24 protein-coding genes, 1 tRNA gene and 1 other RNA gene are annotated in these 25,204 nt (G+C 70.2%); 19 read left to right on the forward strand and 7 right to left on the reverse strand.

Features of this window, described 5'->3' with window-relative positions; genetic code table 11:
• Nucleotides 1–3 precede the first annotated feature (3 nt).
• Entirely contained in the window at nt 4–1,884 is a 1,881-nt protein-coding gene (locus SSOG_RS23290; RefSeq protein WP_245606354.1) for an McrB family protein, read from the reverse strand.
• Nucleotides 1,885–3,005: 1,121 nt separating this feature from the next.
• Between SSOG_RS23290 and SSOG_RS23295 the strand changes: the two genes are divergently transcribed.
• Genes SSOG_RS23295 through SSOG_RS58500 form a run of 3 tightly spaced genes read left to right on the forward strand, consistent with a single transcriptional unit; the run spans nt 3,006 to nt 4,617 of the window.
• A complete protein-coding gene (locus SSOG_RS23295; RefSeq protein WP_009716698.1) occupies nt 3,006–3,611 on the forward strand; it encodes a TetR/AcrR family transcriptional regulator in 606 nt (201 codons plus the stop codon).
• 29 nt (nt 3,612–3,640) lie between these two features.
• The gene (locus SSOG_RS58495) at nt 3,641–4,129 is read left to right on the forward strand and encodes a DMT family transporter (protein ID WP_425385427.1); all 489 of its coding nucleotides are present in this window, start codon (nt 3,641–3,643) and stop codon (nt 4,127–4,129) included.
• Between the two features lie 8 nt (nt 4,130–4,137).
• A complete protein-coding gene (locus SSOG_RS58500; RefSeq protein ID WP_425385428.1) occupies nt 4,138–4,617 on the forward strand; it encodes an EamA family transporter in 480 nt (159 codons plus the stop codon).
• Between the two features lie 16 nt (nt 4,618–4,633).
• Here SSOG_RS58500 and SSOG_RS23305 read toward each other — a convergent pair whose 3' ends face one another.
• The 3 genes from SSOG_RS23305 to SSOG_RS23315 all read right to left on the reverse strand — a co-directional run bounded on the left by SSOG_RS23305 (nt 4,634) and on the right by SSOG_RS23315 (nt 7,211).
• Entirely contained in the window at nt 4,634–6,049 is a 1,416-nt protein-coding gene (locus SSOG_RS23305) for an ATP-binding protein (protein WP_009716700.1), read from the reverse strand.
• A 131-nt stretch (nt 6,050–6,180) separates the two neighbouring features.
• The gene (locus tag SSOG_RS23310) at nt 6,181–6,459 is read right to left on the reverse strand and encodes a helicase-associated domain-containing protein (RefSeq protein WP_009716701.1); all 279 of its coding nucleotides are present in this window, start codon (nt 6,457–6,459) and stop codon (nt 6,181–6,183) included.
• Nucleotides 6,460–6,503: 44 nt separating this feature from the next.
• The gene (locus SSOG_RS23315) at nt 6,504–7,211 is read right to left on the reverse strand and encodes an HAD family hydrolase (protein WP_009716702.1); all 708 of its coding nucleotides are present in this window, start codon (nt 7,209–7,211) and stop codon (nt 6,504–6,506) included.
• Nucleotides 7,212–7,258: 47 nt separating this feature from the next.
• Between SSOG_RS23315 and SSOG_RS56225 the strand changes: the two genes are divergently transcribed.
• The 3 genes from SSOG_RS56225 (at nt 7,259) to SSOG_RS23325 (ending at nt 8,994) form a co-directional block, all read left to right on the forward strand.
• Nucleotides 7,259–7,594 (forward strand): helix-turn-helix domain-containing protein, encoded by a 336-nt coding sequence (locus tag SSOG_RS56225; protein WP_245606356.1) that lies wholly within the window; start codon nt 7,259–7,261, stop codon nt 7,592–7,594.
• 36 nt (nt 7,595–7,630) lie between these two features.
• Complete coding sequence (locus SSOG_RS23320) at nt 7,631–8,458, forward strand: transcriptional regulator (protein ID WP_245606357.1); 828 nt, start codon at nt 7,631–7,633, stop codon at nt 8,456–8,458.
• Nucleotides 8,459–8,568: 110 nt separating this feature from the next.
• The gene (locus SSOG_RS23325; protein WP_245606358.1) at nt 8,569–8,994 is read left to right on the forward strand and encodes a hypothetical protein; all 426 of its coding nucleotides are present in this window, start codon (nt 8,569–8,571) and stop codon (nt 8,992–8,994) included.
• Between the two features lie 280 nt (nt 8,995–9,274).
• Here the strand turns inward: SSOG_RS23325 and SSOG_RS23330 are convergent.
• Nucleotides 9,275–9,362: transfer RNA gene (locus tag SSOG_RS23330), tRNA-Ser, on the reverse strand.
• 74 nt (nt 9,363–9,436) lie between these two features.
• Between SSOG_RS23330 and ffs the strand changes: the two genes are divergently transcribed.
• The 10 genes from ffs (at nt 9,437) to SSOG_RS23375 (ending at nt 19,924) form a co-directional block, all read left to right on the forward strand.
• An RNA gene (gene ffs, locus SSOG_RS47645) (signal recognition particle sRNA small type) lies at nt 9,437–9,531 on the forward strand.
• Between the two features lie 73 nt (nt 9,532–9,604).
• Entirely contained in the window at nt 9,605–12,136 is a 2,532-nt protein-coding gene (locus SSOG_RS23335) for a DNA polymerase III subunit gamma and tau (protein WP_039941594.1), read from the forward strand.
• Nucleotides 12,137–12,323: 187 nt separating this feature from the next.
• Nucleotides 12,324–12,659 (forward strand): YbaB/EbfC family nucleoid-associated protein, encoded by a 336-nt coding sequence (locus tag SSOG_RS23340; protein WP_009716707.1) that lies wholly within the window; start codon nt 12,324–12,326, stop codon nt 12,657–12,659.
• Nucleotides 12,660–12,777: 118 nt separating this feature from the next.
• Nucleotides 12,778–13,377, forward strand: coding sequence for a recombination mediator RecR (gene recR, locus SSOG_RS23345; RefSeq protein ID WP_009716708.1), 600 nt, complete (start codon nt 12,778–12,780; stop codon nt 13,375–13,377).
• Complete coding sequence (locus SSOG_RS23350; RefSeq protein WP_009716709.1) at nt 13,370–14,035, forward strand: DUF5063 domain-containing protein; 666 nt, start codon at nt 13,370–13,372, stop codon at nt 14,033–14,035. Before recR ends, SSOG_RS23350 begins: the two co-directional genes overlap by 8 nt.
• A gap of 294 nt (nt 14,036–14,329) precedes the next feature.
• Nucleotides 14,330–15,610, forward strand: coding sequence for an aspartate kinase (locus SSOG_RS23355; protein WP_009716710.1), 1,281 nt, complete (start codon nt 14,330–14,332; stop codon nt 15,608–15,610).
• Nucleotides 15,607–16,683, forward strand: coding sequence for an aspartate-semialdehyde dehydrogenase (locus SSOG_RS23360; protein ID WP_009716711.1), 1,077 nt, complete (start codon nt 15,607–15,609; stop codon nt 16,681–16,683). The genes SSOG_RS23355 and SSOG_RS23360 overlap by 4 nt, the downstream gene beginning before the upstream one ends.
• Nucleotides 16,684–17,058: 375 nt before the next feature.
• Nucleotides 17,059–17,640: a SigE family RNA polymerase sigma factor gene (locus SSOG_RS23365; protein ID WP_039938466.1), complete on the forward strand. Its 582-nt coding sequence runs from the start codon at nt 17,059–17,061 to the stop codon at nt 17,638–17,640.
• Nucleotides 17,637–18,881: a hypothetical protein gene (locus tag SSOG_RS23370; protein ID WP_009716713.1), complete on the forward strand. Its 1,245-nt coding sequence runs from the start codon at nt 17,637–17,639 to the stop codon at nt 18,879–18,881. Before SSOG_RS23365 ends, SSOG_RS23370 begins: the two co-directional genes overlap by 4 nt.
• A 197-nt stretch (nt 18,882–19,078) precedes the next feature.
• Complete coding sequence (locus SSOG_RS23375; protein WP_009716714.1) at nt 19,079–19,924, forward strand: SURF1 family protein; 846 nt, start codon at nt 19,079–19,081, stop codon at nt 19,922–19,924.
• Here the strand turns inward: SSOG_RS23375 and SSOG_RS23380 are convergent.
• A complete protein-coding gene (locus SSOG_RS23380; RefSeq protein ID WP_009716715.1) occupies nt 19,812–21,692 on the reverse strand; it encodes a S9 family peptidase in 1,881 nt (626 codons plus the stop codon). The two genes, SSOG_RS23375 and SSOG_RS23380, sit on opposite strands and share 113 nt — an antisense overlap.
• Nucleotides 21,693–21,820: 128 nt before the next feature.
• Between SSOG_RS23380 and SSOG_RS23385 the strand changes: the two genes are divergently transcribed.
• Entirely contained in the window at nt 21,821–22,195 is a 375-nt protein-coding gene (locus SSOG_RS23385) for a nuclear transport factor 2 family protein (protein WP_009716716.1), read from the forward strand.
• Between the two features lie 159 nt (nt 22,196–22,354).
• Here the strand turns inward: SSOG_RS23385 and SSOG_RS23390 are convergent, their stop codons facing one another.
• Entirely contained in the window at nt 22,355–23,632 is a 1,278-nt protein-coding gene (locus tag SSOG_RS23390) for a cytochrome P450 (RefSeq protein ID WP_039938467.1), read from the reverse strand.
• Nucleotides 23,633–23,937: 305 nt separating this feature from the next.
• On the opposite strand from SSOG_RS23390, the gene SSOG_RS23395 reads away from it, so the two are divergent.
• Nucleotides 23,938–24,708, forward strand: a complete 771-nt coding sequence (locus tag SSOG_RS23395; protein ID WP_039938470.1) for a VOC family protein — start codon at nt 23,938–23,940, stop codon at nt 24,706–24,708.
• A gap of 87 nt (nt 24,709–24,795) precedes the next feature.
• Complete coding sequence (locus SSOG_RS23400) at nt 24,796–25,182, forward strand: VOC family protein (RefSeq protein ID WP_009716719.1); 387 nt, start codon at nt 24,796–24,798, stop codon at nt 25,180–25,182.
• Nucleotides 25,183–25,204: the final 22 nt, after the last annotated feature.

Consider the following 25,204-nt stretch of genomic DNA (forward strand, 5'->3'; position numbering starts at 1 on the left):
CGGCTACTCCCCACCCCAGCCGCCCGGGCTCTCGCCGCTGGCTCGTTCCTCGCTCGCGGACGCGGAATTCGCGAACTCGTCGGCCAGCATTCCAGGCAGATCCTGCGGGTTGGTCTGCACCACCCGACCGGTCCTGTTGTCCACCAGTTTGCCCAGCACGCTCCTCAGTAGCTCGGGCTGGCCCAAGCAGTAGTCGGCCACGAGCGGCACGATCTCGTGGTGGAAGGCGTGGGAGAGCTGTTCGGCGGTTGCGAGCGGCCGGTCGTCGGCCAGCAGATAGGCCTGGCCGAGGAGATGATCCGGCCCGAAGGATTGGTCGAGCTTGGCGTTCAGGCCCTCCAGGAAGTCCGCCAGGCCGAGTCCTTCGACCTCGCCATCCAGAACGTCGAGATCCGGTGGTACGTCGAGGAAGGCGAACCTGCGCCGGATCGCGACGTCGATGTGCCCCACGCTGCGGTCGGCGGAGTTCATGGTCCCGATGATGCGTACATTCTTCGGCACGGTCTGCTGTCGGCCGCTGGTGGGCAAGGTGACGTAGACGGAGCCTCGTTTGTCGAGCTCCAGAAGAGTGATCAACTCACCGAGAATGCGCGGCAGGTCACCGCGGTTGATCTCGTCCACAACAATCAGGAAGGTTTCGTCGGGTGCCTCTTCGGCCGCTGCGCAGACCCGGCGGAACAGTCCGTCCGTCATCGTCAGATTGAGCCCGGCCCCAGTCGCCGCCAGGTCCGGCTTGAACCCCTCGACGAAATCCTCGTACCCGTAGGACGGGTGGAAGGTTGCCATGGTGAGGTGTGCGGCTTTGGCGTCGCCGGGCACCTTCGACAACTCTGCCAGCGCCGCCGCGCGTTCCTCCGGTGGCGCCTCGATCTGATCCCCTCGACCCGCCATCGCGAGCGCGACGCTGAGCGCCAGCCGGGTCTTTCCGGTGCCGGGCGGCCCTTGCAGCACGACCTGTCCCTTGTGGTCGAGCAGACTCTGCACCTCGCGTACGGAATCGGGTAGCTCGGCGTCAGTGCCGGCCACCGGCTCGGCGGCTTCGGCGAGTGCCGTCTTGCGACCATGTCGGATCTCCTGCCACAGGGTGGCGGGAACCTTGGCCAGGGTTTGCTGCCAGGCATGCCGCGGCGAGTCGAAGAACTGGGCATACGACGTGTCCCAGTCCACTCCCACGGTGTGCCGGTACTTCTCCACGTCCGGGGCGTAAGAATAGCCATCGGTGACGGTGCCCACGGCCAGCACCTCCGATTTACCCCGGTTGGCAATGATCAGATCGCCGGACTCCAGGTCGCGGAAGGCGAGCATCTGCCGAGCGAGCCGCAGATTCCCGCCGGTACTGCGCGGCCAGTACTGGTCCAGTGCTTCCTTGAGTTCCTGGTCGCTCTCGTACTGGCCTAGGCTGCCGACCTCGTCCCAGCCGATCCGTATGCGACGGTTCGAGAGACAGTCGTCCCAGAGCCCGGCCCGCTCCCCCGGCGCGATCTTCCAGATCACTCGGTCCTTCGGCCGCGGGTCGTGGAAGGAGTACAGGAACGCCATCACCTCGTGCAGGCGCCACCCCTCGAACTCCGGCGCCTTCCGTACGAGGTTCAGCAGCTCACGGTTGGCCCGCCAGGTTCGTACGCCCGAGGAGTACTGGTGTGGTCGGCCGCCCAGCAGCGCGGTGAAGTGGCGGACGTGTGAGGCGGAGAAGATCGGCAGGAAGTCGTCAGGAAAGTAGACCGCTAGGGCTTTGGTGGTCAGCGCCTGCCCGTACGAAAGCGACTCCAGGTCATCAATGCGCCCGTAATCCCCGTCAGTCGCCGCTGCGAAGGCGGTCACGAACTCGGTGCGGACCTCGGCCCAAGCCTCGTCCACGCTGAGCCCTCGCAGGGCGCTGGGCACGATCCGCCACTCACCTGTCCGGTGCTGAAACACGATGTGCTTGGCCGCGCTGCCGCCGCGGATACTGCCGAAGGTGTTGGTGCCGTACTCCAGCAGGCGGCAGAAGGAGTGCCGCGGGCCCCCGTAGGCCGCCGGTCCCAGCGCATACCGTTCCAGCCGCAGTTCGGGCCAGTTCGACAGCGGGAATTCCTCAAGAACCCGCTGCCTCTCCTGCTCCGCCGTGTCAGCGGACTTCCCGGCCGCCTCGCGGTTGAAGTTCGCGATGCGTCCCGCGAGACCGTCCCAGAAGTCCCCACCCTCAGCCATGCGCCCATTCTTACGCACTTCCCACGCCCGCTGCCTCGGCCTGTCCCTGTCAGGTGCGGCAATGGAACGCTGGGGGTTGGGCGACGACTCAGGTTTCGTTATCGACTTCCAGCTCGTGGAGCCGCTCTGCGATGTCCTCTGCCCATGACTGTGGCCAGCTGCACAGCTCGGTGGTTACCTCATCATCGAGGCCGTATGCGGCCAATTCGGCGTCGTCGATACAGCCGATGCGGGTGAGCCGGGCATGGAGGTCGTCGAGGCCGAAGAATCGCGGGCGTGGCGGTGGCCGAGTGTTTCCAACTCGGTGTGACTCCAGCGGTCCGCCGCAGCCCGGACGTCGGTCAGACCGCGTGCGAGCCCGCGGTCGGCCAGAGCGCGCACTTTGGTGCCGACCACGCCTTCGAGGGAGATCACCAGACCGTGTTCTGTCTCCAGAGTGCTTCTTTGTATCGCCGTCGCGCTGCCGAACTTGCAGTGAAGGCCGGAGCATTGGGTCGTCTGGATGTTCGACGGTCAGGAAGCCTGCCCCTACCCCGCTCCCGGCGCTCTTGCGATCCGTCATCACCTGCTCACCAGTGACGTCGGCGGCCCGCGTGCAGACGCAACCCCAAACACCCGCTCCGTGACGCCGCCGCGCGGTAGCGACGTCGACATGGCCAAGGTCGGCCCTCGCTGGGACGTCTTGCGTGCCCCCGCTGAGAGCCACCGGCTTACCGCCACAGCGCGATCCGTTCGACGGACGACGCTCGCTCGCCGCGGCGGCCGTCTCTGTGGGCTAAGGTAGGTAGACCGAACTACCTACTTTGGAGTGCGCGATGAGTGACACCGCCGAGGAGGAGACCCGACCCGTGAGGCGCCCCGCGGCCCGGGAACGGCTCCTGGCCGCCGCGGCGCGCCGCTTCTACGCCGATGGCGTGGCGGCGACCGGAATCGACACCATCACGACCGAAGCGGGCGTGGCGAAGAAGAGCCTGTACAACAACTTCTCCTCCAAGGCCGACCTGGTGCGGGCCTACCTGGAGGCGCGGCACGAGGAGTGGCGGTGCCTGTACCGGGCGCGGTTGGAGCAGGCCCAGGACCCGCGCGGCGGCGTCCTCGCGGTCTTCGACGCGTACGCCGATCACGCGGCGTTCGCCTACGAGCGCGGCTTCCGCGGGTGCGGCCTGCTGAACGCGGCCGCCGAGCTGCCCACCGGGGACGAGGGGCGGGCCGTGGTGCGCCGCCACAAGGAGGAAGTCGAGGCCCTGCTTACCGGCCACCTCGAGGAGCTGCTGCCCGAGCGCCCCGATCGAGCGCGCACGACGGCCGAGCACCTGGCGTTCCTGCTGGAAGGCGCGATGGCGCGCGCCGGTCTGGAGGGCGAGGACACCCGTCTGCGGCACGCCCGCGCGATGGCGGCGGACCTGCTGGACCGGCTGTGACGCGGCCCGGCGGCAACGCTGCCCGTTCGGTGGGCGCGGGATCCCTGTGCGTGCTCGCGGCGTCCGTGCTGTGGGGCACGACGGGTACCGCGGCGACGTTCGCCCCGGCCGTGGGACCGCTGGCCATCGGCGCCGTCGCGATGGGATTCGGCGGACTGCTCCAGGCCCTGGTGGCCGCTCCCGGAATCGCCCGCCAGGCCCCGGAGCTGCGCGCGCGGCTCAGCGTCGTGCTGCTGGGCGCGGTGGCGGTGGCGGTCTACCCGCTGGCGTTCTACAGCTCGATGCATCTCGCCGGAGTGGCGGTGGGAACGGTGATATCCATCGGTACCGCCCCGCTGGCCTCGGCCGTGATCGAGCGCATCGCGGACCGCCACCGCCTCACCCGCCGCTGGACGTTCGGCGCCGCCCTCGGCCTGACGGGCACCGTCATGCTGTGCGCGGCGGAGGCCGCGCGGACGCACGATGACCCCGGAACGGCCTCCGTGGGCGCCACCCTCCTCGGTGTGCTCTGGGCCTGATCGCCGGTGTGACGTACGCCCTCTACTCCTGGGCGGCCCACCGCCTGATCACCCACGGGATCGCCTCCCGCGCGGCGATGGGCACGATCTTCGGCCTGGGCGGCCTCCTGCTCGTACCCGTCCTCCTGACCACCGGCGCTCCGCTCACCAACTCCTGGCCGAACGCGGCCGTCGGCGCCTACATGGCGCTGGTCCCCATGTTCGTCGGCTACGTCCTCTTCGGCTGGGGCCTGGCGCACGTCCCCGCCAGCACGGCGACCACGCTTTCCCTGCTCGAACCAGCCGTAGCGGCCGTGCTCGCCGTACTGGTCGTAGGCGAACGCCTCCCCGCCTTCGGCTGGACCGGCATAGCCCTGGTCGTCGCCTCCCTGGCGGTCCTCACCGCCCCGACGCGCCCCGCCCCACGGCAGCAGCAAGCCGCTGCAATACCGCTGCAAGAGGCCGCAGCACGCCCCGCGGCGGCGCCAACACCCGAACGAGGCCGCTGAGCGACGCCCGGTGGCCTCACCGCCAAGCGCTGAGCAGTTCCTCAGGGCCGTACACCGCCTGAAGGCCGGAACAACCGACCCCGCTGCGGGAGACCGCCACGAGCGGTACCGGCTCGTCGGTGATCGCTGCCCGGTGCTTCTGCAACGCGGCCAGGTCGTGGCTGTCGAACGCGGAGTTCTCCAGCCACTTGATCGAGCCGAGGAAGAGCAACTGTTTGGCCACCGGCTGCCGGTCGGCGCCCACCAGGTCGATTTCGATGTCGTTGCTGCGGGTCCAGTACCCGCCGATCGCGGGGGCGGCGGGCAGGGACCCGTCCGGCAGGAGGCGGGCGAGGGATTCCCGGACAAGTGGCTCGATCGCGCGGCCACGCCAGCTCGTCCACCGCTCCTTGATCCGGCTCAGCGTGAGATCTCCCCGCATCCGCTCGATCTCCGCCATGTGCGGATCCAGAAACGCGAGCCAGAAGCGCAGGTAGGGGTCGGCCACCCGGTAGCGGCGTTCCTTCGACGGCCTCAGTGAGAGCGGCAGCTCGGCGGCCACGACCCGTTTCTCGGTCAGGACGTCAGTGGCTCGGGTGAGCGTGGTGTGGGCGATGCCGCCGGCCGCGCGAGCGATGTTGGTGAAGGCTCGCTCCCCGGAGCCGATGGCCCGCAGGACCTCCCTGCTCATCGCCTGCGGTGGAAACTCCGCGGCCAGTGAGCGCTCGGCGGAGACCAGCAGTGCCGAGATCGGGTTGTCCAGCGAGTGGCGGAGGAACTCCCAGACATCCGCTCCGGCCCGCCACTCGGCGCAGATCAGGGGGAGGCCCCCCGTGATCAGAGCGGCGTCGAACGCGGCTGCCGGTGACAGGTCGAGCATCTCGCCGATGTCGGCCGGGTTCAGCGGTCCCACGATCATTTCCCGGCCCCGCTGGTGAAAGGGACGGTCGTAGTCGTTCAGCGCCTCCATCATCGACAGATCGGACCCGACCAGGAGGAGAAGAACCGGCTTGCGGCTGAGCAGCCGGTCCCACGCCCGCTGGAGCATGCCCTCAAAGGCGTCGATGCGGTCCATGAGATACGGAACCTCGTCGATGACGACGACGCTGGGAGAGTCGTCGGGCAGGACCTCCGCAAGCAGCCTGAATGCCGCGTTCCACTGATCGGGGGTCTCCTCGTGGAACAACCCCCGCTCCGGCAGGGTGGACCTGGCGACGGCGTCGAGCAGCTCCGTCAGCTCGTCCTCCGCCGTGCCGCCCGCCGCGGTGAAGAAGAGGTACGGCGTCTCGGCGCGCTGGAGGAACTCCTCGACGAGACTGGACTTGCCCACCCGCCGTCTTCCCCGCATGAGGATGCACTGCCCCGGTTTCCCCGACCCGGCGGCATCCTGAACCGTCTGCAAGGCATTGCGGAGCACGTTCAGCTCGCGGTCCCGCCCGATGAAACGACGCACGGTAATTCTCCCAATAGCGATAGTATCGATGTAGATACTATCGCTATCGATACCAACATGCTCTCTTTTCGCGGCTGAGGGTGCGCACGGTCCGGCTCCCCGAGGTGGCGACGTACTCGAGGGTGATGGGTTCACCGGCATCGACGGCATGGGCGAGCTGACGGTACGCGCCCGCGACCGCGTGCGGTGTCGGCGATCAGGTACGACAGCGCCTGCGGCAGTGGCCTGGCGGCGACAGCGGCCAGGCCGGTCGCGATGTCGTCGGGGATACGGCCGGTATCCAGTGCCCGGCGGAGGCTGCCGGCGCTGAACCGCCACACCCATGCCGTGCCGCCGGTCTCCCGGTCGGCGACGGAGCCCAGGAGCGATGCCAGCCGCGCGGACGGCGTGCCGCGTTGCAGGAGCGGCAAGCAGGAACGAGATCCGATGCGTTGCGCGCTTCCGAGTACGGCCTTCAGCCAGTCAGGAGCTTCAGCATCCGCTCCGTATCGGAGAGGTCTTCGACCACCTCGGCAGCCCCGGCCGTCCGGAGCTCATCGGCGCTGGTACGTCCAGTCGCGACGCCGACCACGCGGACGCCTGCGCCCAGCCCACCCCGTACGTCGGCTGGCGTGTCCCCGACCAACACGGCGGACTCCGCGGTGAACTGGGCGCGCCCGAGGGCGGTACGCACCAGCTGCGCGCGCTCGTCCGCGTCTTCACCGAAGGCGCCGATGGTGAGGTCGACGTACGGTTCGAGGCCGAATGCCGCCAGCTTGACTTGCGCTGCGGGGCGGATGTTGCCGGTGACCACCGTCTGCACGATGCCGTCGCGCGTCGCCAGCGCTGAGAGCAACGACAACGCTCCGGGGAGTGCGTGCCCGCGCTCGCGGAACTCGGCGGCACGCCGCACGTGCGCCGCGCCGAGTGCCTGAGCGAAGCGCTCGAACAATGCGCGGTCGTGCGGCAGCCCGTGCAGCTCCAGCGTTTCCCGGAGAATGACAGGCTCGGTCGAGCCGTCGATCTTTGCCTGCTCCCGCATGGGTTGGCGGGTTACCTCCTCGAATGCTTCTGCCCACAGCTCCCGACCGACGCCGCGGGTATCTACGAGTGTGCGGTCGATGTCCCACAGCACGAGCAGCGACACTGACTCGCCTTCCGATCGTTGGATACCGGCCCCCATTGGTGACGCGCACCATACGCTGAATGGGGATACGTACGGAGGTAGGCATGGTCGCACCAGATCTGCCCATCGGCGACAGGATCAGGCACTACCGCGCCGAACGGCGGCAAGATGTCGTGGCCGGGCTCGTGGGCATCTCGCCGGACTACCTCTCGCAGATCGAACGCGGTCTGAAGATCCCTTCGTTACCCATTCTGTACGCCATCGCCCATGAGCTCGGCGTGCCCACCACCGCACTGCTCGCTGACACACCCGCGCCTAGCCGCGTGCCCCCGGGAACCACCGAGCCCGCGATCGTGCAGGCCCTGATGGGTTACGGACCGCCTCCCAGTACTCCTGCCGCGGCTCCTGCATCACTGCGGGAGCGCGTAGAGAGCGCGTAGAGAGCTTGGCAGAGCAGCCCAACGCGGTTCACGGACATGGTCGGTGTGCTCCCCGACCTGATCGCTGAGACCGAGCACGCAGCTCGGGCCCACCGTTCGACCGATGGCGCCGGCGCGCGTCGCGATGTCATGCGCGTGACGGCCGACCTGTACTTCCTGCTGCGGTCGTACCTGCGGCGTACCGGGCGCATCGACTTGTCGATGATGGCCGCTGATCGGGCCGTACGAGCCGCCGAGGAAGCAGACGACCCACTGCGCGTAGCCGCCGCTCAGTGGAACCTGGGACACGTCCTGCTGGCCGCCCGGGAACCGGATGGTGCCGAGCAGGTCGCGCTGCGTGCGGTTGAGGAACTGAGCCGTGCGCGGTTGCCGGACCCGGAACGGATCGCGATGTCGGGTGCGCTCCAACTGGTCGCCGTTATGGCGGAGGCCCGACGCCGTGAGTGGTCTGCGGCGCGGGTACGTCAACGTACGCACGCTCGTCCAGCAGCTCGACGCGTCGGCGAGGGCAACATCATGTGGACCGTCTTCGGGCCGACCAACGTGGACCTGCACGAGGTCAGCATCGAAATGGAGGCAGGTGATACGAACGAGGCACTGCATGTCGCGGACGAGGTCGACACCAGCAGCTTGCCCTCGATGGAGCGGAGCTTCACCTTCAACTTGGAGGTTGCCCGCTGCCACAACCTGCGCCGCGAGGATGCCGCAGTGCTCCTGAGCTTGCTGGAACTGGAGGACCTGGCGCCCGAGGACCTGGCGCGCACGGCCCTGGCAAGGGAACTCATGCTCACGGTCGTCCGGCGTGGCCGAACGACGCACGCACGGCAGGCGGAGAAATTGGCCGAGCGGGTCGGAGTCTTCTAACCGGCTGACCGGCGAGCTTGTGGTTCGCCCGAACTGACAGCTCGGATGAACAACCCTCGGCGCTCCTACGGTCGGTCATCACCTGGTCACCGATGACGCCGGGAGACCCCGTGCAGACCCACCCCACAACGCCAGCTCCATGGACGCCGCCGCGCGGCAGCGACGTCGAGATAATCAAGGTCGGCCTGTACTGGGACGTCCTGCGCGCCCCCGCTGAGCTCGGTGAACGGGCACTGGAGTTACTCGGCGACGCGTCCGGGGCCGTTATTGCCGACTACGGCCTGATGTACTGGCTCATCCCGAGCGGCCACGCCCAGAACTGGCGACCTCTCCAGACGGGGATTCACGCCCTGGGCGCGCACGGCGCCGAGGTCACGTACGTCGGCGTACCGCCTGTCGACTGGAGGGGTGGTCCGCGCCTGCACTGGCGCGTTCCGGTGGGCCCTGACCGGTACCTGACCGACCCCGGACGGCTCCGCGAGGCGCTGGTGCAGTCAATTGCCGCTGAGTCCGTCGAGGGGGCGGCGGCCCGGTGAGCGTTCAGGTCTGTGCCCGTTGCCAAACGACCACCAGGCATCCGGCCGTGGTCGCGATCGGGCACGGCGCGAGCGCAGGCGGCGGCACGGTCTACGCCTGCCCCGACTGCGCGCCCACGTTCCTGCGGCAGCACGATCCGTTCGACGGGACGATCCTCGCCCACCGCGACACGCAGCCGGGCTCCGCAGGTCCCGACCGAGACCAAAAATGAGACTACGAACGCCGAAGGGCCCCACCGCGTGCGGTGGGGCCCTTCGACGTATTGCCCGGTGAAGGCAATGGCGGAGGATACGAGATTCGAACTCGTGAGGGGTTGCCCCCAACACGCTTTCCAAGCGTGCGCCCTAGGCCTCTAGGCGAATCCTCCGCTGGAGACTCTACAAGACGATCGGGAGTGCTCGCGAACTCGTTCCCACCCCGTTCTATCCGCTAGGGTGGGGGCCAGCCCCTCACGTGGCGCTATCTCACCGAACTCCCCCAGGGCCGGAAGGCAGCAAGGGTAAGTGGGCTCTGGCGGGTGCGTGGGGGGCCCTTTCGTTTGTGGGGGCGTTGTGGGGCGGGGACCCGGGCGGCGTCCGGATGTCGGTGGGCCCCGATATCGTCGTAAGCGTGTCGTCCCTCGCGCTGTACCGCCGCTACCGCCCCGAGACCTTCGCGGAGGTCATCGGGCAGGAGCATGTCACCGATCCGCTGCAGCAGGCGCTGCGCAACAACCGGGTCAACCACGCGTATCTGTTCAGTGGTCCGCGCGGCTGTGGCAAGACGACCAGTGCGCGCATCCTGGCCCGCTGTCTGAACTGTGAGAAGGGCCCCACTCCGGCGCCGTGCGGGGAGTGCCAGTCCTGCCAGGACCTCGCGCGGAACGGGCCAGGGTCGATCGATGTGATCGAGATCGACGCCGCGTCCCACGGTGGTGTGGACGACGCGCGGGAGCTGAGGGAGAAGGCGTTCTTCGGGCCCGCGTCGAGCCGTTACAAGATCTACATCATCGACGAGGCCCACATGGTCACCTCGGCGGGGTTCAACGCCCTGCTGAAGGTGGTCGAGGAGCCGCCGGAGCATCTGAAGTTCATCTTCGCGACCACCGAGCCGGAGAAGGTCATCGGCACCATCCGGTCGCGTACCCACCACTATCCGTTCCGGCTGGTGCCGCCGGGGACGCTCCGCGAATATCTGGGCGAGGTCTGCGGGCGCGAGGAAATCCCCGTCGAGGACGGGGTGCTGCCGCTGGTGGTGCGGGCGGGCGCCGGGTCCGTCCGGGACTCGATGTCGGTCATGGACCAGCTGCTCGCGGGCGCGAGCGACGACGGCGTGACGTACGCCATGGCCACCTCGCTGCTCGGTTATACGGACGGCTCGCTGCTCGACGCGATCGTGGACGCGTTCGCGGCGACGGACGGCGCGGCGGCCTTCGAGGTCGTGAACCGGGTGATCGAGGGCGGCAACGACCCCCGGCGCTTCGTCGCCGACCTGCTGGAGCGGCTGCGCGACCTGGTGATCCTCGCCGCCGTGCCGGACGCGGCGGACAAGGGGCTGATCGACGCCCCGGCCGATGTGGTCGAGCGGATGCAGGCGCAGGCGTCGGTCTTCGGCGGTGCCGAGCTGAGCCGGGCGGCCGATCTCGTCAACGAGGGGCTGACGGAGATGCGCGGCGCCACCTCGCCGCGGTTGCAGCTGGAGCTGATCTGCGCGCGGGTGCTGCTGCCCGCCGCCTTCGACGACGAGCGGTCGGTGCAGTCGCGGCTGGAGCGGCTGGAGCGGGGCGCCCTGGCGGGCGGCCTGGGCGGTGGCGTCGGCGGTGGTGGTGGCGGCGTAGCTGCTGGGCCCGGGCCTGCTGTGGGGTACGTACCGGGGCCCGAGGCCCACGTCCCGGCCGGGCCTTCCGGCCCGGCGGCCGCCCGCGCGGCGATGGGTGGCGGGCGTGGACCGGGCGGGGGTGCGCCCGGGGCGCCTGGGGCCCCGGGGGCTCCTGGGGAGCAGACCGGCGGGCAGGATGAGGGTCCGGCCCCCGGGTACGACGCTTCCGGCGGGGGCGCGGGAAGCGACAGCGGCGGCCAGCGGCCGGGTGCCTGGCCCGGAGGTGCGCAGCCTGCGGCGGATGGTGGACCGGCCGGAGACGGCGGCAGTACGGACAATGCGGGCAGCGGCGGTACGGACAGCGGGGCGCGGCGGCCCGGCGCCTGGCCTGGCGCGGGCGGAGGCGGCGGCGGTGCGTCCGGGCAGGCGGCGCCGCAGGGCGGCGGGCAGCGGCCCGGGGCCTGGCCGACCAGCGCGCAGCCCGGTGCGGGCGGCGGTGGGCAGCAGCCCGGCGGTTCGCCCGCGGCGGGCGGTGGGCAGCGGCCGGGGGCCTGGCCCACGGCCTCCGCGCCGGGGTCCGGGGCTCCCGCGCCCGCACCCGCACCTGCGCCCGCGGCCGGGCAGGCGCGTCCCGCCGGTGGGCCCGGCCAGCCTCAGCCGACTCCGGGCATGGCGCAGGGCGCCATGCAGGTGCGGCAGATGTGGCCGGACATCCTGGAGGCGGTCAAGAACCGCCGCCGCTTCACCTGGATCCTGCTGAGCCAGAACGCCACGGTCTCCGGCTTCGACGGCACGACCCTCCAGATCGGGTTCCCCAACGCGGGCGCCCGTGACAGCTTCGCCAACGGCGGCAGCGAGGACATCCTGCGGCAGGCCCTCAACGACGCGATCGGCGTGCAGTGGCGCATCGAGGCGATCGTCGATCCTTCCGGAGGACAGGGCCCGCCAGCCGGTCCGGGCGGGTCCGGGCCGGGAGCGTCCGGCGGTCCCGGCGGCTTCGGCGGAGGCGGAAGCGGCGGCTTCGGCGGCGGCGGAGGCGGCGGCGGAGGCGGCGGAAACGCAGGCGGCGGCTTCGGCGGAGGCGGCGGTCAGCCCGCCCCGCGGCAGCCCGCGCCCACGCCCCCACCCGCCCCGGCACCGTCGGCCCCGGCCCCCGCGCCCGCCGACGCGGGGCCGCCCCCCGAGGCGTCCGCGTACCGGGAGCCCGAGCCTCCGCCCATCTCGCCGGAGGACGACATGCCGGCCGAGGACGACCCGGATCTGGACGAGACCGCGCTGAGCGGGCACGACCTGATCGTGCGCGAGCTGGGCGCCACGGTCATCGAAGAGATCGCGAACGAGTAGAGCGGGTAGAGCGGGTAGAGCGAGCGGAACGAGTAGGACGAGGAGAACCGCGGAGGCCGTACGGCGTAGGGGGCGGGCCCCGGCCGGGCGCGGCCGTCTCCTCCGTACGGCGTAGGGCAAGGCGCCGTGGGAGCACGTAGGCTCGGGCTATCGAAGAGAACCGCAGTCGACAGCCAGGAGCGATCTCGTGATTCCCGGTGGTGGCCAGCCTGACATGCAGCAGTTGTTGCAGCAGGCGCAGAAGATGCAGCAGGACCTCGCCGCGGCCCAGGAGGAGCTGGCCCGTACCCCCGTCGAGGGGTCCTCGGGTGGTGGGCTGGTGAAGGCGACCGTGACCGGTGCCGGTGAGCTTCAGGGTCTGGTGATCGACCCGAAGGCGGTGGACCCGGAGGACACCGAGACCCTTGCGGACCTGGTCGTCGCGGCCGTCCGCGACGCGAACCATGTGGCGCAGGAGCTTCAGCAGACGAAGCTCGGCCCGCTGGCGCAGGGACTGGGTGGGATGCCGGGGCTGCCTTTCTGAGGCCGTAGGCCCGAGACTGAAGACCGTTCGACGGGGCCTGTGTCCCGTTTCGAGCGGCGCAACCGAATATTCAGATGAAGTACAGCCACCGCGCGGCGGCGCGAGATTGGATGCAGGCGTGTACGAGGGCGTGGTCCAGGACCTCATCGACGAGTTGGGCAGGCTGCCCGGCGTCGGTCCCAAGAGCGCGCAGCGGATCGCCTTCCACATCCTCCAGTCCGAGCCCACCGACGTCCGCCGCCTCGCTCACGCGCTGACCGAGGTCAAGGAGAAGGTGCGGTTCTGCGCGGTGTGCGGAAACGTCGCCGAGGCCGAGCAGTGCCGGGTCTGCCAGGACCCGCGCCGCGACCCCGCGGTCATCTGCGTGGTCGAGGAGCCCAAGGACGTTGTCGCGATCGAGCGGACCCGCGAGTTCCGCGGCCGCTATCACGTACTCGGCGGGGCGATCAGCCCCATCGAGGGCGTGGGCCCGGACGATCTGCGGATCAGGGAGCTGCTGGCCCGGCTCGCGGACGGCACGGTCACGGAGCTGATCCTGGCCACCGATCCGAATCTGGAGGGTGAGGCCACCGCCACGTACCTCGCGCGCATGATCAAGCCCATGGGGCTGAAGGTCACGCGCCTGGCCAGTGGTCTTCCCGTCGGGGGGGACCTGGAGTATGCCGACGAGGTCACGCTGGGTCGTGCCTTCGAAGGGAGAAGACTTCTCGATGTCTGACGCAACGTTGCACGACGCCCACCCGGACCCGGACGACTTCTCGGTCCAGATCGCCGACCAGATCGAGAGCTTCATCGTCGCGGTCACCGAGGTCGCCAAGGGCGACGAACCGAACAGCGCCGTGCCGTTCCTGCTGCTCGAGCTCTCCCAGCTGATCCTCGCCGGCGGGCGGCTCGGCGCACACGAGGACTTCGTACCGGACGAGCGGTACGAGCCGGACGCCGGTCCCGAGCCGGACGTCGACGAGCTGCGGGAACGGTTCGCCCGGCTGCTGGAGCCGGTCGACGTCTACTCGGAGGTGTTCGACCCGTACGTACCGCGCAGTGAGCCCGTCCCCTGCCGCATCTCCGACGATCTCGCCCTGATCATCACGGATCTGCGGCATGGCATGGCGCACTACCGCGAGGGCCGGATCAACGAGGCGCTGTGGTGGTGGCAGTTCTCGTACCTCTCCAACTGGGGTACGACCGCTTCCGCCGCCCTGCGCGCGCTCCAGTCGCTCGTCGCCCACGTCCGGCTGGACAGCCCGCTGGACGAGCTGGACGGGCTGGACACGGACAGTAGCGCGGGCGGTGACGAGGCGCTGGCGGAGGAGGCCGGCCGGGTCATGGCGGCGGAGATCGCGGAGCCGCTGGGACTGCGCTCCCTGCGCCCCTGAGAGCCGACCCGGAGGTCCGGGCGCCACCCGTGCGCCCTGTGAGCTGGGTTACGTTCCCGTGTGCTTCGCCCGGAAGCGGGCAGGGTTCGTCGCTGAACGAGTGGTACGGGATGCCAGGAGTATCCGCGGTACGGGGACGTTGTGCCGCATGATCCCCCTGGTCCGCCCGGGTCCGTCTGGTCCGACCTGGTCGGGTGGTGAGGCGTGTGTCTCGCTATCTGATATTGGGAGGGCACTTTCCGGCCGCTCGCTAAACTGAGCCGACCGCATTATTGAGATCTGCGAGGAGCGCACGTGGGCCTTGTCGTGCAGAAGTACGGAGGCTCCTCCGTTGCCGATGCCGAGGGCATCAAGCGGGTCGCCAAGCGAATCGTGGAAGCCAAGAAGAACGGCCACCAGGTGGTCGTCGTGGTTTCCGCGATGGGCGACACGACGGACGAGCTGATCGATCTCGCCGAGCAGGTATCCCCGATTCCTACTGGGCGCGAGTTCGACATGCTGCTGACCGCGGGAGAGCGAATCTCCATGGCGTTGCTGGCCATGGCGATCAAAGACCTCGGTCACGAGGCGCTGTCGTTCACCGGCAGCCAGGCAGGAGTCATCACCGACGCGGTCCACAACAAAGCGCGGATCATCGATGTCACGCCGGGGCGCATCCGCGATGCGCTCGAGCTGGGCGCCGTCGCGATCGTCGCGGGCTTCCAGGGCGTGTCCCAGGAGAGCAAGGACATCACCACCCTCGGCCGGGGCGGCTCGGACACCACCGCGGTGGCCCTGGCGGCGGCCCTGGAGGCCGAGGTGTGCGAGATCTACACCGACGTGGACGGAGTGTTCACCTCCGACCCGCGCGTGGTGAAGAAGGCTCGCAAGATCAACGAAATCCCGTACGAGGACATGCTGGAGCTCGCCGCGAGCGGCTCCAAGGTGCTGCATCTGCGCTGCGTGGAGTACGCGCGCCGTTACAACATCCCCATCCACGTACGGTCGTCGTTCTCCGGCCATCAGGGCACCTGGGTGCGCAATCGGCAGGAAGCGGGAGAAGGAGAAGAAGGCATGGAGCAGGCGATCATCTCCGGGGTCGCACACGACACGTCCGAGGCCAAGGTCACGGTCGTCGGGGTGCCGGACAAGCCGGGTGAGGCCGCGGCCATCTTCCGCACGATCTCGGACGCCGAGATCAACATCGACATGGTGGTGCAGAACGTCTCCGCCGCGTCGACCGGGCTGACCGACATCTCGGTCACGCTGCCCAAGACGGACGGTCACCGGGCGATGGAGGCGCTGACCAAGGCGAAGCCGCAGATCGGCTTCGACTCGCTGCGCTACGACGACCAGATCGCCAAGATCTCGCTGATCGGCGCCGGGATGCGGACCAACCCGGGCGTGACCGCGACCTTCTTCGAGGCGCTGTCGAACGCCGGGGTCAACATCGAGCTGATCTCGACCTCCGAGATCCGCATCTCGGTCGTCACTCGCGCCGATGACGTGAAGGACGCGGTCCGCGCCGTGCACAGCGCGTTCGGGCTGGACAGCGACAGCGTCGAGGCGGTCGTGTACGGAGGGACCGGCCGATGACGCGGGCCGGCGGCGCCGGTGGCCGGAAGCCGACGCTTGCCGTCGTCGGTGCGACCGGCGCCGTCGGCACTGTCATGCTCTCGATCCTGTCCGAGCGGGCCGATGTGTGGGGCGAGATCCGGCTGATCGCCTCCCCGCGCTCGGCCGGGCGGAAGCTGACCCTCCGGGGCGAGCAGGTCGAGGTCGTCGCGCTGCGCGAGGAGGCGTTCGAGGGCGTCGACGTCGCGATGTTCGACGTCCCGGACGAGGTCTCGGCGCAGTGGGCGCCGATCGCGGCGAGCAAGGGCGCGGTCGTCGTGGACAACTCCGGCGCCTTCCGGATGGACCCGGATGTGCCGCTGGTCGTGCCCGAGGTGAACGCGCACGCGGCGCGCGTCCGGCCGCGCGGCATCATCGCCAACCCGAACTGCACCACGCTGTCGATGATCGTCGCGATGGGCGCGCTGCACGCCGAGTTCGGGCTGAGCGAGTTGATCGTCTCCTCGTACCAGGCGGTCTCCGGCGCGGGCAAGGAGGGCATCGACGCCCTGCGCGAGCAGATCGCGCTGGTGGCCGGTACGGAGCTGGGTACGCACCCGGGCGACGTACGGCGGGCGGTCGGCGAGACCGGGCCCTTCCCGGCGCCGATGGCGCTCAACGTGGTGCCGTTCGCGGGCTCGCTCAAGGAGGACGGCTGGTCCTCGGAGGAGCTGAAGGTACGGAACGAGTCCCGCAAGATCCTGGGGCTGCCGGACCTGCGGGTCACCGCGACCTGTGTGCGCGTGCCCGTGATCACCACCCACTCGCTGGCCGTGCACGCACGGTTCGAGAACGAGGTGACGGTCGAGGCGGCCCACGAGATCCTGGCCGGTGCGCCGGGTGTGGTGCTGTGCGACAACCCGGCGGAGGGTGAGTACCCGACGCCCGCCGATGTCGTGGGCACCGATCCGACGTGGGTCGGCCGGGTGCGGCGCTCGCTGGACGACCCGAAGGCGCTCGAACTCTTCGTGTGCGGCGACAACCTCCGCAAGGGCGCGGCGCTCAACACCGCGCAGATCGGGGAGGTCATCGCGGCGGAGCTGACCGCCGCGTAGTGCCCCGCGAATAGTGCATCGCACGAGGTGCGCACCCCGGATAATGTGAATATCCTGTGATCTGGTCAATGGCCTGGACCAGTTGGTCCGGGGTCGATGACCCGTCCGACGAACCGCTCCCCGCTTGCTGCAACCGACAGCGAGCGGGGAGCGTCTTTCTGGTCGCCCACCCGTGGGCGCTGTGAAAACTGGGCATTGGGGAGAGTTGGGGCGCATGGGGGGATCTGGTGCAGCGTCAAAAGCGGTGCCTCGCGCGTACAACCCTGACGGGGGACAGCGTGTCCAACAGACGTGGCAGAGGTATTCGGCATCGCAACGGTTCCAGGGCGCGGCGGCGCGGCAGTGCGGCCCCCGCGTCCGCGCACATCAGGCGGCATGCCGGTGATCGCGCCATGGTCGACCGCCCGCCCTGCACCCCTCGCGGCGGGGCGCGAGGACGCTGACGACGCGATGGCGATGGCAGCGGGGACCACAGTCGATCACCTCACCGAGACCTACCGCGCCCACTACCGGTCGCTGCTCGGGCTCGCGGCGCTCCTCCTCGACGACACCGCGTCCTGCGAGGACGTGGTGCAGGAGGCGTTCATCCGCGTGCACTCGGCGCGCAAGAGAGTCCGCGACCCGGAGAAGACCCTCGCCTATCTGCGGCAGACGGTCGTCAACCTCTCCCGCTCGGCGCTGCGCCGCCGCATCCTGGGGCTGAAGCTGCTCTCCAAGCCGATGCCCGATATGGCCAGTGCCGAGGAAGGCGCGTACGACCAGCTGGAGCGCGACCAATTGATCAAGGCGATGAAGGGCCTCCAGCGCCGCCAGCGCGAGGTGCTCGTGCTGCGCTACTTCGCCGATATGACCGAGGCCCAGGTGGCCGAGACGCTGGGCATATCGCTCGGCTCGGTCAAGGCGTACGGCTCGCGCGGCATCGCGGCGCTCCGCGTCGCCATGGAGGCTCCCGCATGAACCACGAGAACGACACGCCGGGCCCGGAGGACCCCGACCGCAGGGGCGACCGCGAGCCGCTGGAGGCCGCTCCCGACGGAGCGACGCCGGACGGCGCGGGTTCGGACAACGCGGACGCGGGCGCCGCGGGCGCGGACGGCAAGGGTTCGGACGACGCGGACACGGGCGCCGCGGGCGCGGACGGCACCGGCGCGGACGACGCGGGGGACGTACGCCGCGCGGCTGACATCGACGAGCAGGCGCTACGGCGGATGCTGCACTACGCGGTGGAGGAACTGGAGCCGCCTCCGCACGCCCTGGAGCATCTGCGGCGCGCCGTGCCCGCCCGCCGGGCGCGCCGCCGCCAGGCCCTCGTCGGGGCCGTGGCCGCGGTGGTGCTCGGCGGTGCGGCGCTGCCCGCCCTGGTGCACGTCACCTCCGCGAGCAACGCCTCGAACGACCGCCCGGCCAACGCGGCCAGCAGCCACCGCACCCCTCAGGGCGGCGACAGCAGCGGGCGCGGCGAGGGCAGCGGCGGCAAGGACCCCGACGGGCCCTCCGACAAGGCCCGGACGGATGACCACGGCGACAAGGGCAAGGACGGCAAGAAGGACGCGGACAAGCCGTCCAAGGGCGCCCAGGGCGGAGACTCGGGCGGCACCGCCCCCGACCCCTCCAGCACGCTGAACGCCACCTCGCCCACCTGCTCCCGCACCCAGCTCGGCGGCAACGGCGGGTCGGCCGGTACGGCGGACGCCGAGGGCCGGATCTACGGATCATTCCGCGTGGTGAACACCTCCGGTCAGGCCTGCATGGTCGAGGGTGACGGCCGGTTCGGCGTGGCCGCGCAGGGCTCGGCGGACCCCGGGAAGGTCTTCTTCGTCGACCACACCGCGGGGGACGCGGCCGGCGGGCTGCCCGACCCGGCCACCGAGCCGGGCACGCTGATCCTCCAGCCGGGCCAGGCGTACGAGGTCCGGTTCGCCTGGATCCCGGCGTCGGGCGGCGGCCCCAGCGGATGCCCCAGCTCCGGCGACGGCACGCCGACCGCCAGCCCCACCCCGGATGCCGGTGGCCCGGCGGACCAGCCCGGCTCGGGCGACCCGAGCGGCTCCCCGGGCGGCGGCGGTGGCGAGCAGCCTGCCGCGAGCGTCCAGGTCAGCTATACGCCGGAGGCGGGCGAGCCCGCGGTCGGCAGCGTGACCCTGAGCGGTGCCTGCGCGGGGACGGTCTACGGCACCGGCCTGCTGGCCTCCTCCTGAGCCCCCTCGCGGGGCCTCTCCCGGACCGTCTCCCCGGCGCCCTCCCGGGGCCGTCTCCCCGGCGCCCTCCCGGCCCTCGTCCCGGTGCCCCGCCCGGTCCTCGCGGCGGCGTGATGCCGGGGCCCGCCGCCGGGGGCCCGCCATGGGGCCCGTACCGTGGGGGTGTGTATCGGTTTCTGCTGACACCCCGCTGGTGAGTGATCAACGTGTTCACCGTGGTGGCGATCCCGTTCTGCCTCTTCATGGGCAGCTGGCAGCTCAGCCGCTTCGAGACGCGCATCGACACCCACGAGCAGCAGCAGGAGGATGCGTCCGGCGCCGAGAAGGCCGCGGCGAAGCCGCTGCGCGACCTGCTGCCGGTCACCACGGAGACCTCAGGGCGGCGGGCGACCGCCACCGGCCGGTATGACACCGAACACCAACTCCTCGTTCCCGACCGGCGGCTCGGCGACCGGACCGGCTTCTACGTACTGACGCTGCTGCGCACCGACGGGGGCAAGGCGCTGCCCGTCGTCCGCGGCTGGCTGCCCGGGGACGCCTCCTCCAAGGCCGACACCGCCAAGGTGCCCGCGCCGCCGTCCGGCCGGGTGACGGTCACCGGGGCGCTCCAGGCGACCGAGCACGAGGGCAGCGGCGGGGTGACCGCGAGCGGCGCCCTGCCGCGCGGTCAGCTGGGCATGATCAGCGACGCCTCGCTGGTCAATCTGGTGCCGTACTCGGTGTACGACGCGTGGATCACCTCCTCCCAGGCGCCCGGGGCCCTGCGGCCGGTGCCCCCCGTCGTGGCGGAGGGCACCGGGCTGGACCTCAAGGCGTTCCAGAACCTCGGCTACACCGGTGAGTGGTTCGTCTTCGCGGGCTTCGTGGTCTTCATGTGGTTCCGGCTCTTCCGGCGCGAGGTCGAGGCCGCCCGCGACCTCGCGCTGGGCCTCACTCCGGAAGGGCCCGCTGCTCCTCCGTCCGGTCCGCGGCCGGACCGCGCCCCGGACCCGGAAGACTCAGATGACGCTGAGCGAAATCGATCTCCAAGCGCAACTGCTTGATCCGCTCCTCGACCACGAGCGAGCCGTGCCCCGCGTCGTAGCGGTACACCTCGTGCGGGGCGCCGCGCTGCTGTAGCCGCTCCACGTAGTTGTCGATCTGCCGTATCGGACAGCGCGGGTCGTTCACCCCGGCCGAGATGTAGACCGGCGCCCGCACCTGGTCCACGTAGGTCAGCGGGGAGGACGCCTCGAAGCGCTCCGGCACCTCCTCCGGGGTGCCCCCGAGGAGCGTGCGGTCCATCGCCTTCAGGGCCTCCATCTCGTCGTGGTAGGCCGTCACATAGTCCGCGACCGGGACCGCGGCCAGGCCCAGCGCCCAGGCTTCGGGCTGGGTGCCCAGGCCCAGGAGCGTCAGATAGCCGCCCCAGGAGCCGCCGGACAGCACCAGCCGCTCGGGGTCGGCCAGCCCCGAGGCCACCGCCCACTCCCGGACCGCCGCGATGTCCTCCAGCTCGATCAGCCCGACCCGGTGCTTCAGCGCGTCCGTCCAGGCCCGCCCGTACCCGGTCGAGCCGCGGTAGTTGACCCGGACGACGGCGAAACCGTGGTCGACCCAGGCCGCCGGGCCCGCCGCGAACGAGTCGCTGTCGTGCCAGGTCGGCCCGCCGTGGATGTCGAAGACGGTGGGGAAGGGGCCCTCGCCCTCGGGCTTCTGCACCAGCGCGTGCACCCGCCCGCCCGGTCCGTCCACCCAGGCGTCGCTCACCGGCACCGACACGGGGGCCTTGAACCCTGGCGGGTCGAGTACGGCCCGCCCGCTCGTCGACCGCACCTGCGGCGGCTGCTCGGCCGAGGACCACAGGAACTCGATCGCGCCGTCCGGCCGCGCGCCCGCGCCCCCGATCGACCCGGCCGGGGTCTCGACGCGGGTCAGCTCACCGGAGGCCAGCTCATACCGCCACAGCTCGCCGCGCGCCTGGTGGTCGTGGGCGATCAGCAGCGCCGAGCCGTCCGGGAACCAGTCCGCGCCGACATCGCCCGGCAGATCGATGGCCAGAGCCGTCTCCACCCCGGTCAGCGGATCCCACACCATCGGCTCCCACCGGCCCCGCCGCTGGTGCCCGACCAGCAGCCGGGTGTCCCCGGCGACCGGTGCGAAGCCCATGACGGACAGGCCCAGCTCCTCGGTGCCGCCCTTGGTGTCGTCCAGCTCCGCGACCGCCGTCCCGTCCAGCCGGACGACCCGGATCACCGAGTGCATGGCGTCGCCGTGCTCGGTGTGCTCGACCGCGATCAGCGTCCCGTCGTGCGACAGGTCGCCCACTCCGGCCGACTCCCGGTGCCGGTAGATCTCCCGGGGCTCGGACCCCGGCGCCACCACATGGATCGTCGAGCCCTCCTCGTCCGTGGACCGGCCGACGACCGCCGTGCCGTCCCGGCCGAGCGCGAGACCCGCCGGATAGGAGGGTTCGAGGCCGGGCGCCGCGGGCTCGTCCGCCCCCGACGCCTCCCCGGACTCGCCGCCGTCGGCGCCTGCCCCGTCGGCACCGTCGGCGCCGTCGAAGGGCTGGCGCAGCCACACCCCGAACTCGTCACCATCGGTATCCGAGAACCACCAGATCCACCGGCCGTCCGGGGTCAGCACCCCGTCCGTCGTCCCGTTCGGCCGGTCCGTCACCTGCCGCTGCGCGCCGGTCGCGCGATCCCATGCGTACAGCTCGTATGTGCCCGTGGCGTTCGAGACGAACAGCGACCGGTCCGGGGCGTCCTCCGCCCACTCCGGCAACCCCACTCGCGGTGCCCGAAACCGCTTTTCCCAGTCCGGCATGGACTCCGTGCTCTCAGTCATGACCCCATTCTGCGCCGCACCCCGACATCCGCGCTGGCGTCCCCTCGCGCCTGTGGATAACGTTCCCGGCGGGCATGGACAGATGGGCCGTAACGGAGGGGGCGACGATGGGCGACATAGCCGCGACCGTGGAGACATATTGGGCCACGGCCCAGGCCAGGGACTGGAGGGCGTTCGGCGCGACGCTCGCCGACGACGTCTGCTACGAGCTTCCACAGACCCGGGAGCGGGTGGTCGGCCGGGACGGCGTGGTCCGCTTCAACGCCGAGCAGCTCGGCGAGTGGAGCCTGGAGGTCGAGCGCGTGGTGGCCGACGCCACCCAGGCTGTCTCCTGGGTCCGGTTCAGCGACGAGGAGGAGGAGACGCAGGGCATCAGCTTCTTCACCTCGGCTCCGGACGGCAAGATCCAGACCATCACCGACTTCTGGCCCCGTGCGGAGGAGCCGCCGGCCGGGCGTGAGCAACTGACCGAGCGCTTCTGACGGATCCCCACCCAGCAAGTCCCACCCAGCAAGTCCCGCCCCGTCAGGTCCCCACCTGACAGGCCCCCATCTCCCCGTATTCACCCCGTGATTCCCCGCCCTCGCCCCCTTCTCTCCCCGTCCCCTCCGCCCCTCCGGTGAGTTCCCTCCGGCGCTCGCCTAGCGCAGCGTCACCGGCAGCGCGTCGACGCCGTAAACGATGGACAGCTTCCGGTACTTGAGCTTGTCCGCGTCCACGGCCAGCCGCATCTCCGGGAAACGCCGGACCAGCGCGGGATAGGCTGCCCGGAGTTCCATCTTGGCCAGTTCGGCGCCGATGCAGCGGTGAATGCCGTGGCCGAAGGCCAGATGGGACGCCGTCTGCCGGTGCGGGTCGACCCGCTCCATGTCCGGGCCCAGCTTCTCGTCGCGATTCGCGCCGCTCAGCGAGCACAGCACCAGATCGCCCGCGGATATCTTCGTGCCCGCTATCTCCATGTCCTCGCGGGCGAACCGCGGGAACGCCACCTGGACGACGGAGAGATAACGCAGCAGCTCATCCACGAAACGGTCGACGACGTCTTCTTGGTCGCGTACCGCCGCGAACTGTTCGGGGGCCTGGAGCAGGACGAGCGTGCCCAGCGCCAGCATGCTCGCGGTGGTTTCCAGACCGCCGGTCAGCACCCCGTCGGCCAGCCCCGCCAGCTCCTGGTCGTCGATTTCGTCGCCGTGCTCCTTCACCAGCATGCCGAGCAGTCCGTCACCTGGTGATTCACGCTGCTTGCGGACGATTCCATGGAGATACGTCAGCGAGTCCGACATGGCGCCGAGGGACGCGTTCGCGCCGCCGAACAGATCGAATCGCGCCGTGCTGTACCGCTGGAAGTCATCGCGGTCCTCGTACGGAACGCCGAGCAGTTCGCAGATGACGAGGGCCGGAATGGGGAGCGCGAACATCTCCACCAGGTCGACCGGCCCTTCGGCCGCGGCCATCTCGTCCAGCCGCTCCTCCACGATGGCGTGGATGCGCGGGGTGAGCCTGCTGAGCCGCCGCATGGTGAATTCGGGCGTCAGCAGCCGTCGCAGTCTCGTATGCGTCGGTGGATCGCTGAAACCGAGGCCGCCGGGATGCTGCTGTTCGGCGACGCCGACTGCCTTCTCGGCCAGGTTGGTGAAGTCGGAGCTGAACCCCTTCGCCTTTCCGAGTACCGCCTTGGTCTCGTCATAGCCGGTGACGAGCCAGCCATTGATCCCGAAAGGGAGCCAAATCTTGCTGATGGGTTCCTTTGCCCGGGTTTTGGAGAGATCGGCCACGGGGTCGAGTCCGTCGCGCTTCAGTGGTGCCAGCGTGGCATCCGGAAGAAACGACATCTTGGACAGATCGAACCCGTTCTTCTGAATCTTCGTGAAGTACTTGCGGCCCAGCCACGTGACGATGTTCGAGCGGAGATTCGACATGGGCGCAATACTGCCCTGCCGCGGAGGGTCGTCCGTCACACGTTGGCAGACGCGTCCCGGTGTGATGTACCACAGACGCGCCGCGGCCGCTCTCCGGCCCGCCTCATGAGCAGTGCGGTGGCGCGGACCGGGGGATCGGTGGAAAGTGAAGATATCGGGCGTTATGCGCGAGGGCGATGAGGGCTGCGCGCGCGGTGGAAGCGCAGGGCCGTGCGTCGCGAGGGATGCGGAGTGAGCGGAGTGAGGTGAGCGGCTTGCGGGAGAGGTTCCGCGCTGTCCAGGGAGCACCCTGCTGGGTGAGCCTGATGGCAGCCGATCTGGACCGCGCGCACGCCTTCTACGGAGAGCTCTTCGACTGGACGTTCCGGCCCACGCGGTACGGGCACGGCCGTTACACCATCGCCTGCACCGACGATGGCGTACCGACGGTCGGCATCGGTGCGTCGGCTCCGACGGTGGGTGTGACGCTGCCCGTCACCTGGACGACGTACTTCGCTGCGGACAGCGCGGACGAGGTGGCCTGGCGCGTCCAGGAACGCGGGGGCACGGTCGCGGTCGGGCCGCTGGAATTCGGCAACGGCCGGGTGGCCTGGGCGGCCGATCCGGACGGCGCCGTCTTCGGCATCTGGGAGGGTGACCTCACCTCCGCCTGGTGGGGCGAGCGCAGACCGGGCGCCCCCGTATGGCTGGAATTGCGTACGCGCGACGCGTTCGACGCGGCGCTCTTCTACGGCCATGTCTTCGGCTGGGACGCCCAGGCGCGGGAGCGCTGCGACGTCCGCTTCGAGCACGACCGGGTGGTTCTGCACATCGACGGCAAGGCGGTGGCCGGGCTGCGCGGCGGCGCCCTGGAGGCCGCCCCCGATCCGAATGTGCGGCCCCGCTGGCATGTCTATTTCCGGGTCGAGGACGTCGACCGGGTCGCCGAACGCACCGTGGCGCTGGGCGGAAGCGTCGTTTCCCCGCCGGTCGACACCCCCTATGGCCGCGTCGCGGCACTCCGCGACGCGGAGGGCGGAATCTTCAGCGTGGCGGCGGTCCAAAGAGGCTCGACGGGTGAGCGGGACGACGCCTAGGATCGGAGATACGGCATCGCGTGTCGGTCACCGGCTGGGTGAGGCATGGAGGTGCCCGTGAGATTGCCTTAATGGGAGGCATTCCACGTGTCAGTCGAGCTGAATCACACCATCGTCCACTCCCGGGACAACCGGGAATCCGCCGAATTCCTGGCCGATATTCTGGGCCTGGAGGTGGGGGACGCCTGGGGCCCGTTCATACCGGTCTCCACCAGCAATGGGGTCACCCTGGACTTCGCCAGTATCCCCGCCGAGTCGATCACCATGCAGCACTACGCGTTCCTCATCTCCGACGAGGAATTCGACGCGGCGTTCCAGCGGATACGGGAGCAGGGCATCACGTATTACGCCGATCCGCACGGTAAGCAGCCGGGCGAGATCAACCACCACTACGGCGGCCGCGGGCTGTACTTCATGGACCCGGCCGGTCACGGCATGGAGATCATTACCCGGCCTTACGGCAACGAGGAGTAGCCCTCCTGAGGGCGGTCCGGCG

This window comes from Streptomyces himastatinicus ATCC 53653, from assembly GCF_000158915.1.
GTDB classification, from domain to species: domain Bacteria; phylum Actinomycetota; class Actinomycetes; order Streptomycetales; family Streptomycetaceae; genus Streptomyces; species Streptomyces himastatinicus.

Bases quoted from the DNA above. Each gene is read 5' to 3' on its own strand.
- SSOG_RS23320 (WP_245606357.1), top strand. From the start codon at position 7,631: ATGGTCGGTGTGCTCCCCGACCTGATCGCTGAGACCGAGCACGCAGCT.
- SSOG_RS23360 (WP_009716711.1), top strand. From the start codon at position 15,607: ATGACGCGGGCCGGCGGCGCCGGTGGCCGGAAGCCGACGCTTGCCGTC.
- SSOG_RS23370 (WP_009716713.1), top strand. From the start codon at position 17,637: ATGAACCACGAGAACGACACGCCGGGCCCGGAGGACCCCGACCGCAGG.
- SSOG_RS56225 (WP_245606356.1), top strand. From the start codon at position 7,259: ATGGTCGCACCAGATCTGCCCATCGGCGACAGGATCAGGCACTACCGC.
- SSOG_RS23385 (WP_009716716.1), top strand. From the start codon at position 21,821: ATGGGCGACATAGCCGCGACCGTGGAGACATATTGGGCCACGGCCCAG.
- SSOG_RS23295 (WP_009716698.1), top strand. From the start codon at position 3,006: ATGAGTGACACCGCCGAGGAGGAGACCCGACCCGTGAGGCGCCCCGCG.
- SSOG_RS23390 (WP_039938467.1), bottom strand. From the start codon at position 23,632: ATGTCGAATCTCCGCTCGAACATCGTCACGTGGCTGGGCCGCAAGTAC.
- SSOG_RS23395 (WP_039938470.1), top strand. From the start codon at position 23,938: ATGGCAGCCGATCTGGACCGCGCGCACGCCTTCTACGGAGAGCTCTTC.
- SSOG_RS23350 (WP_009716709.1), top strand. From the start codon at position 13,370: ATGTCTGACGCAACGTTGCACGACGCCCACCCGGACCCGGACGACTTC.
- SSOG_RS23315 (WP_009716702.1), bottom strand. From the start codon at position 7,211: ATGGGGGCCGGTATCCAACGATCGGAAGGCGAGTCAGTGTCGCTGCTC.
- SSOG_RS23365 (WP_039938466.1), top strand. From the start codon at position 17,059: ATGCCGGTGATCGCGCCATGGTCGACCGCCCGCCCTGCACCCCTCGCG.
- SSOG_RS23380 (WP_009716715.1), bottom strand. From the start codon at position 21,692: ATGCCGGACTGGGAAAAGCGGTTTCGGGCACCGCGAGTGGGGTTGCCG.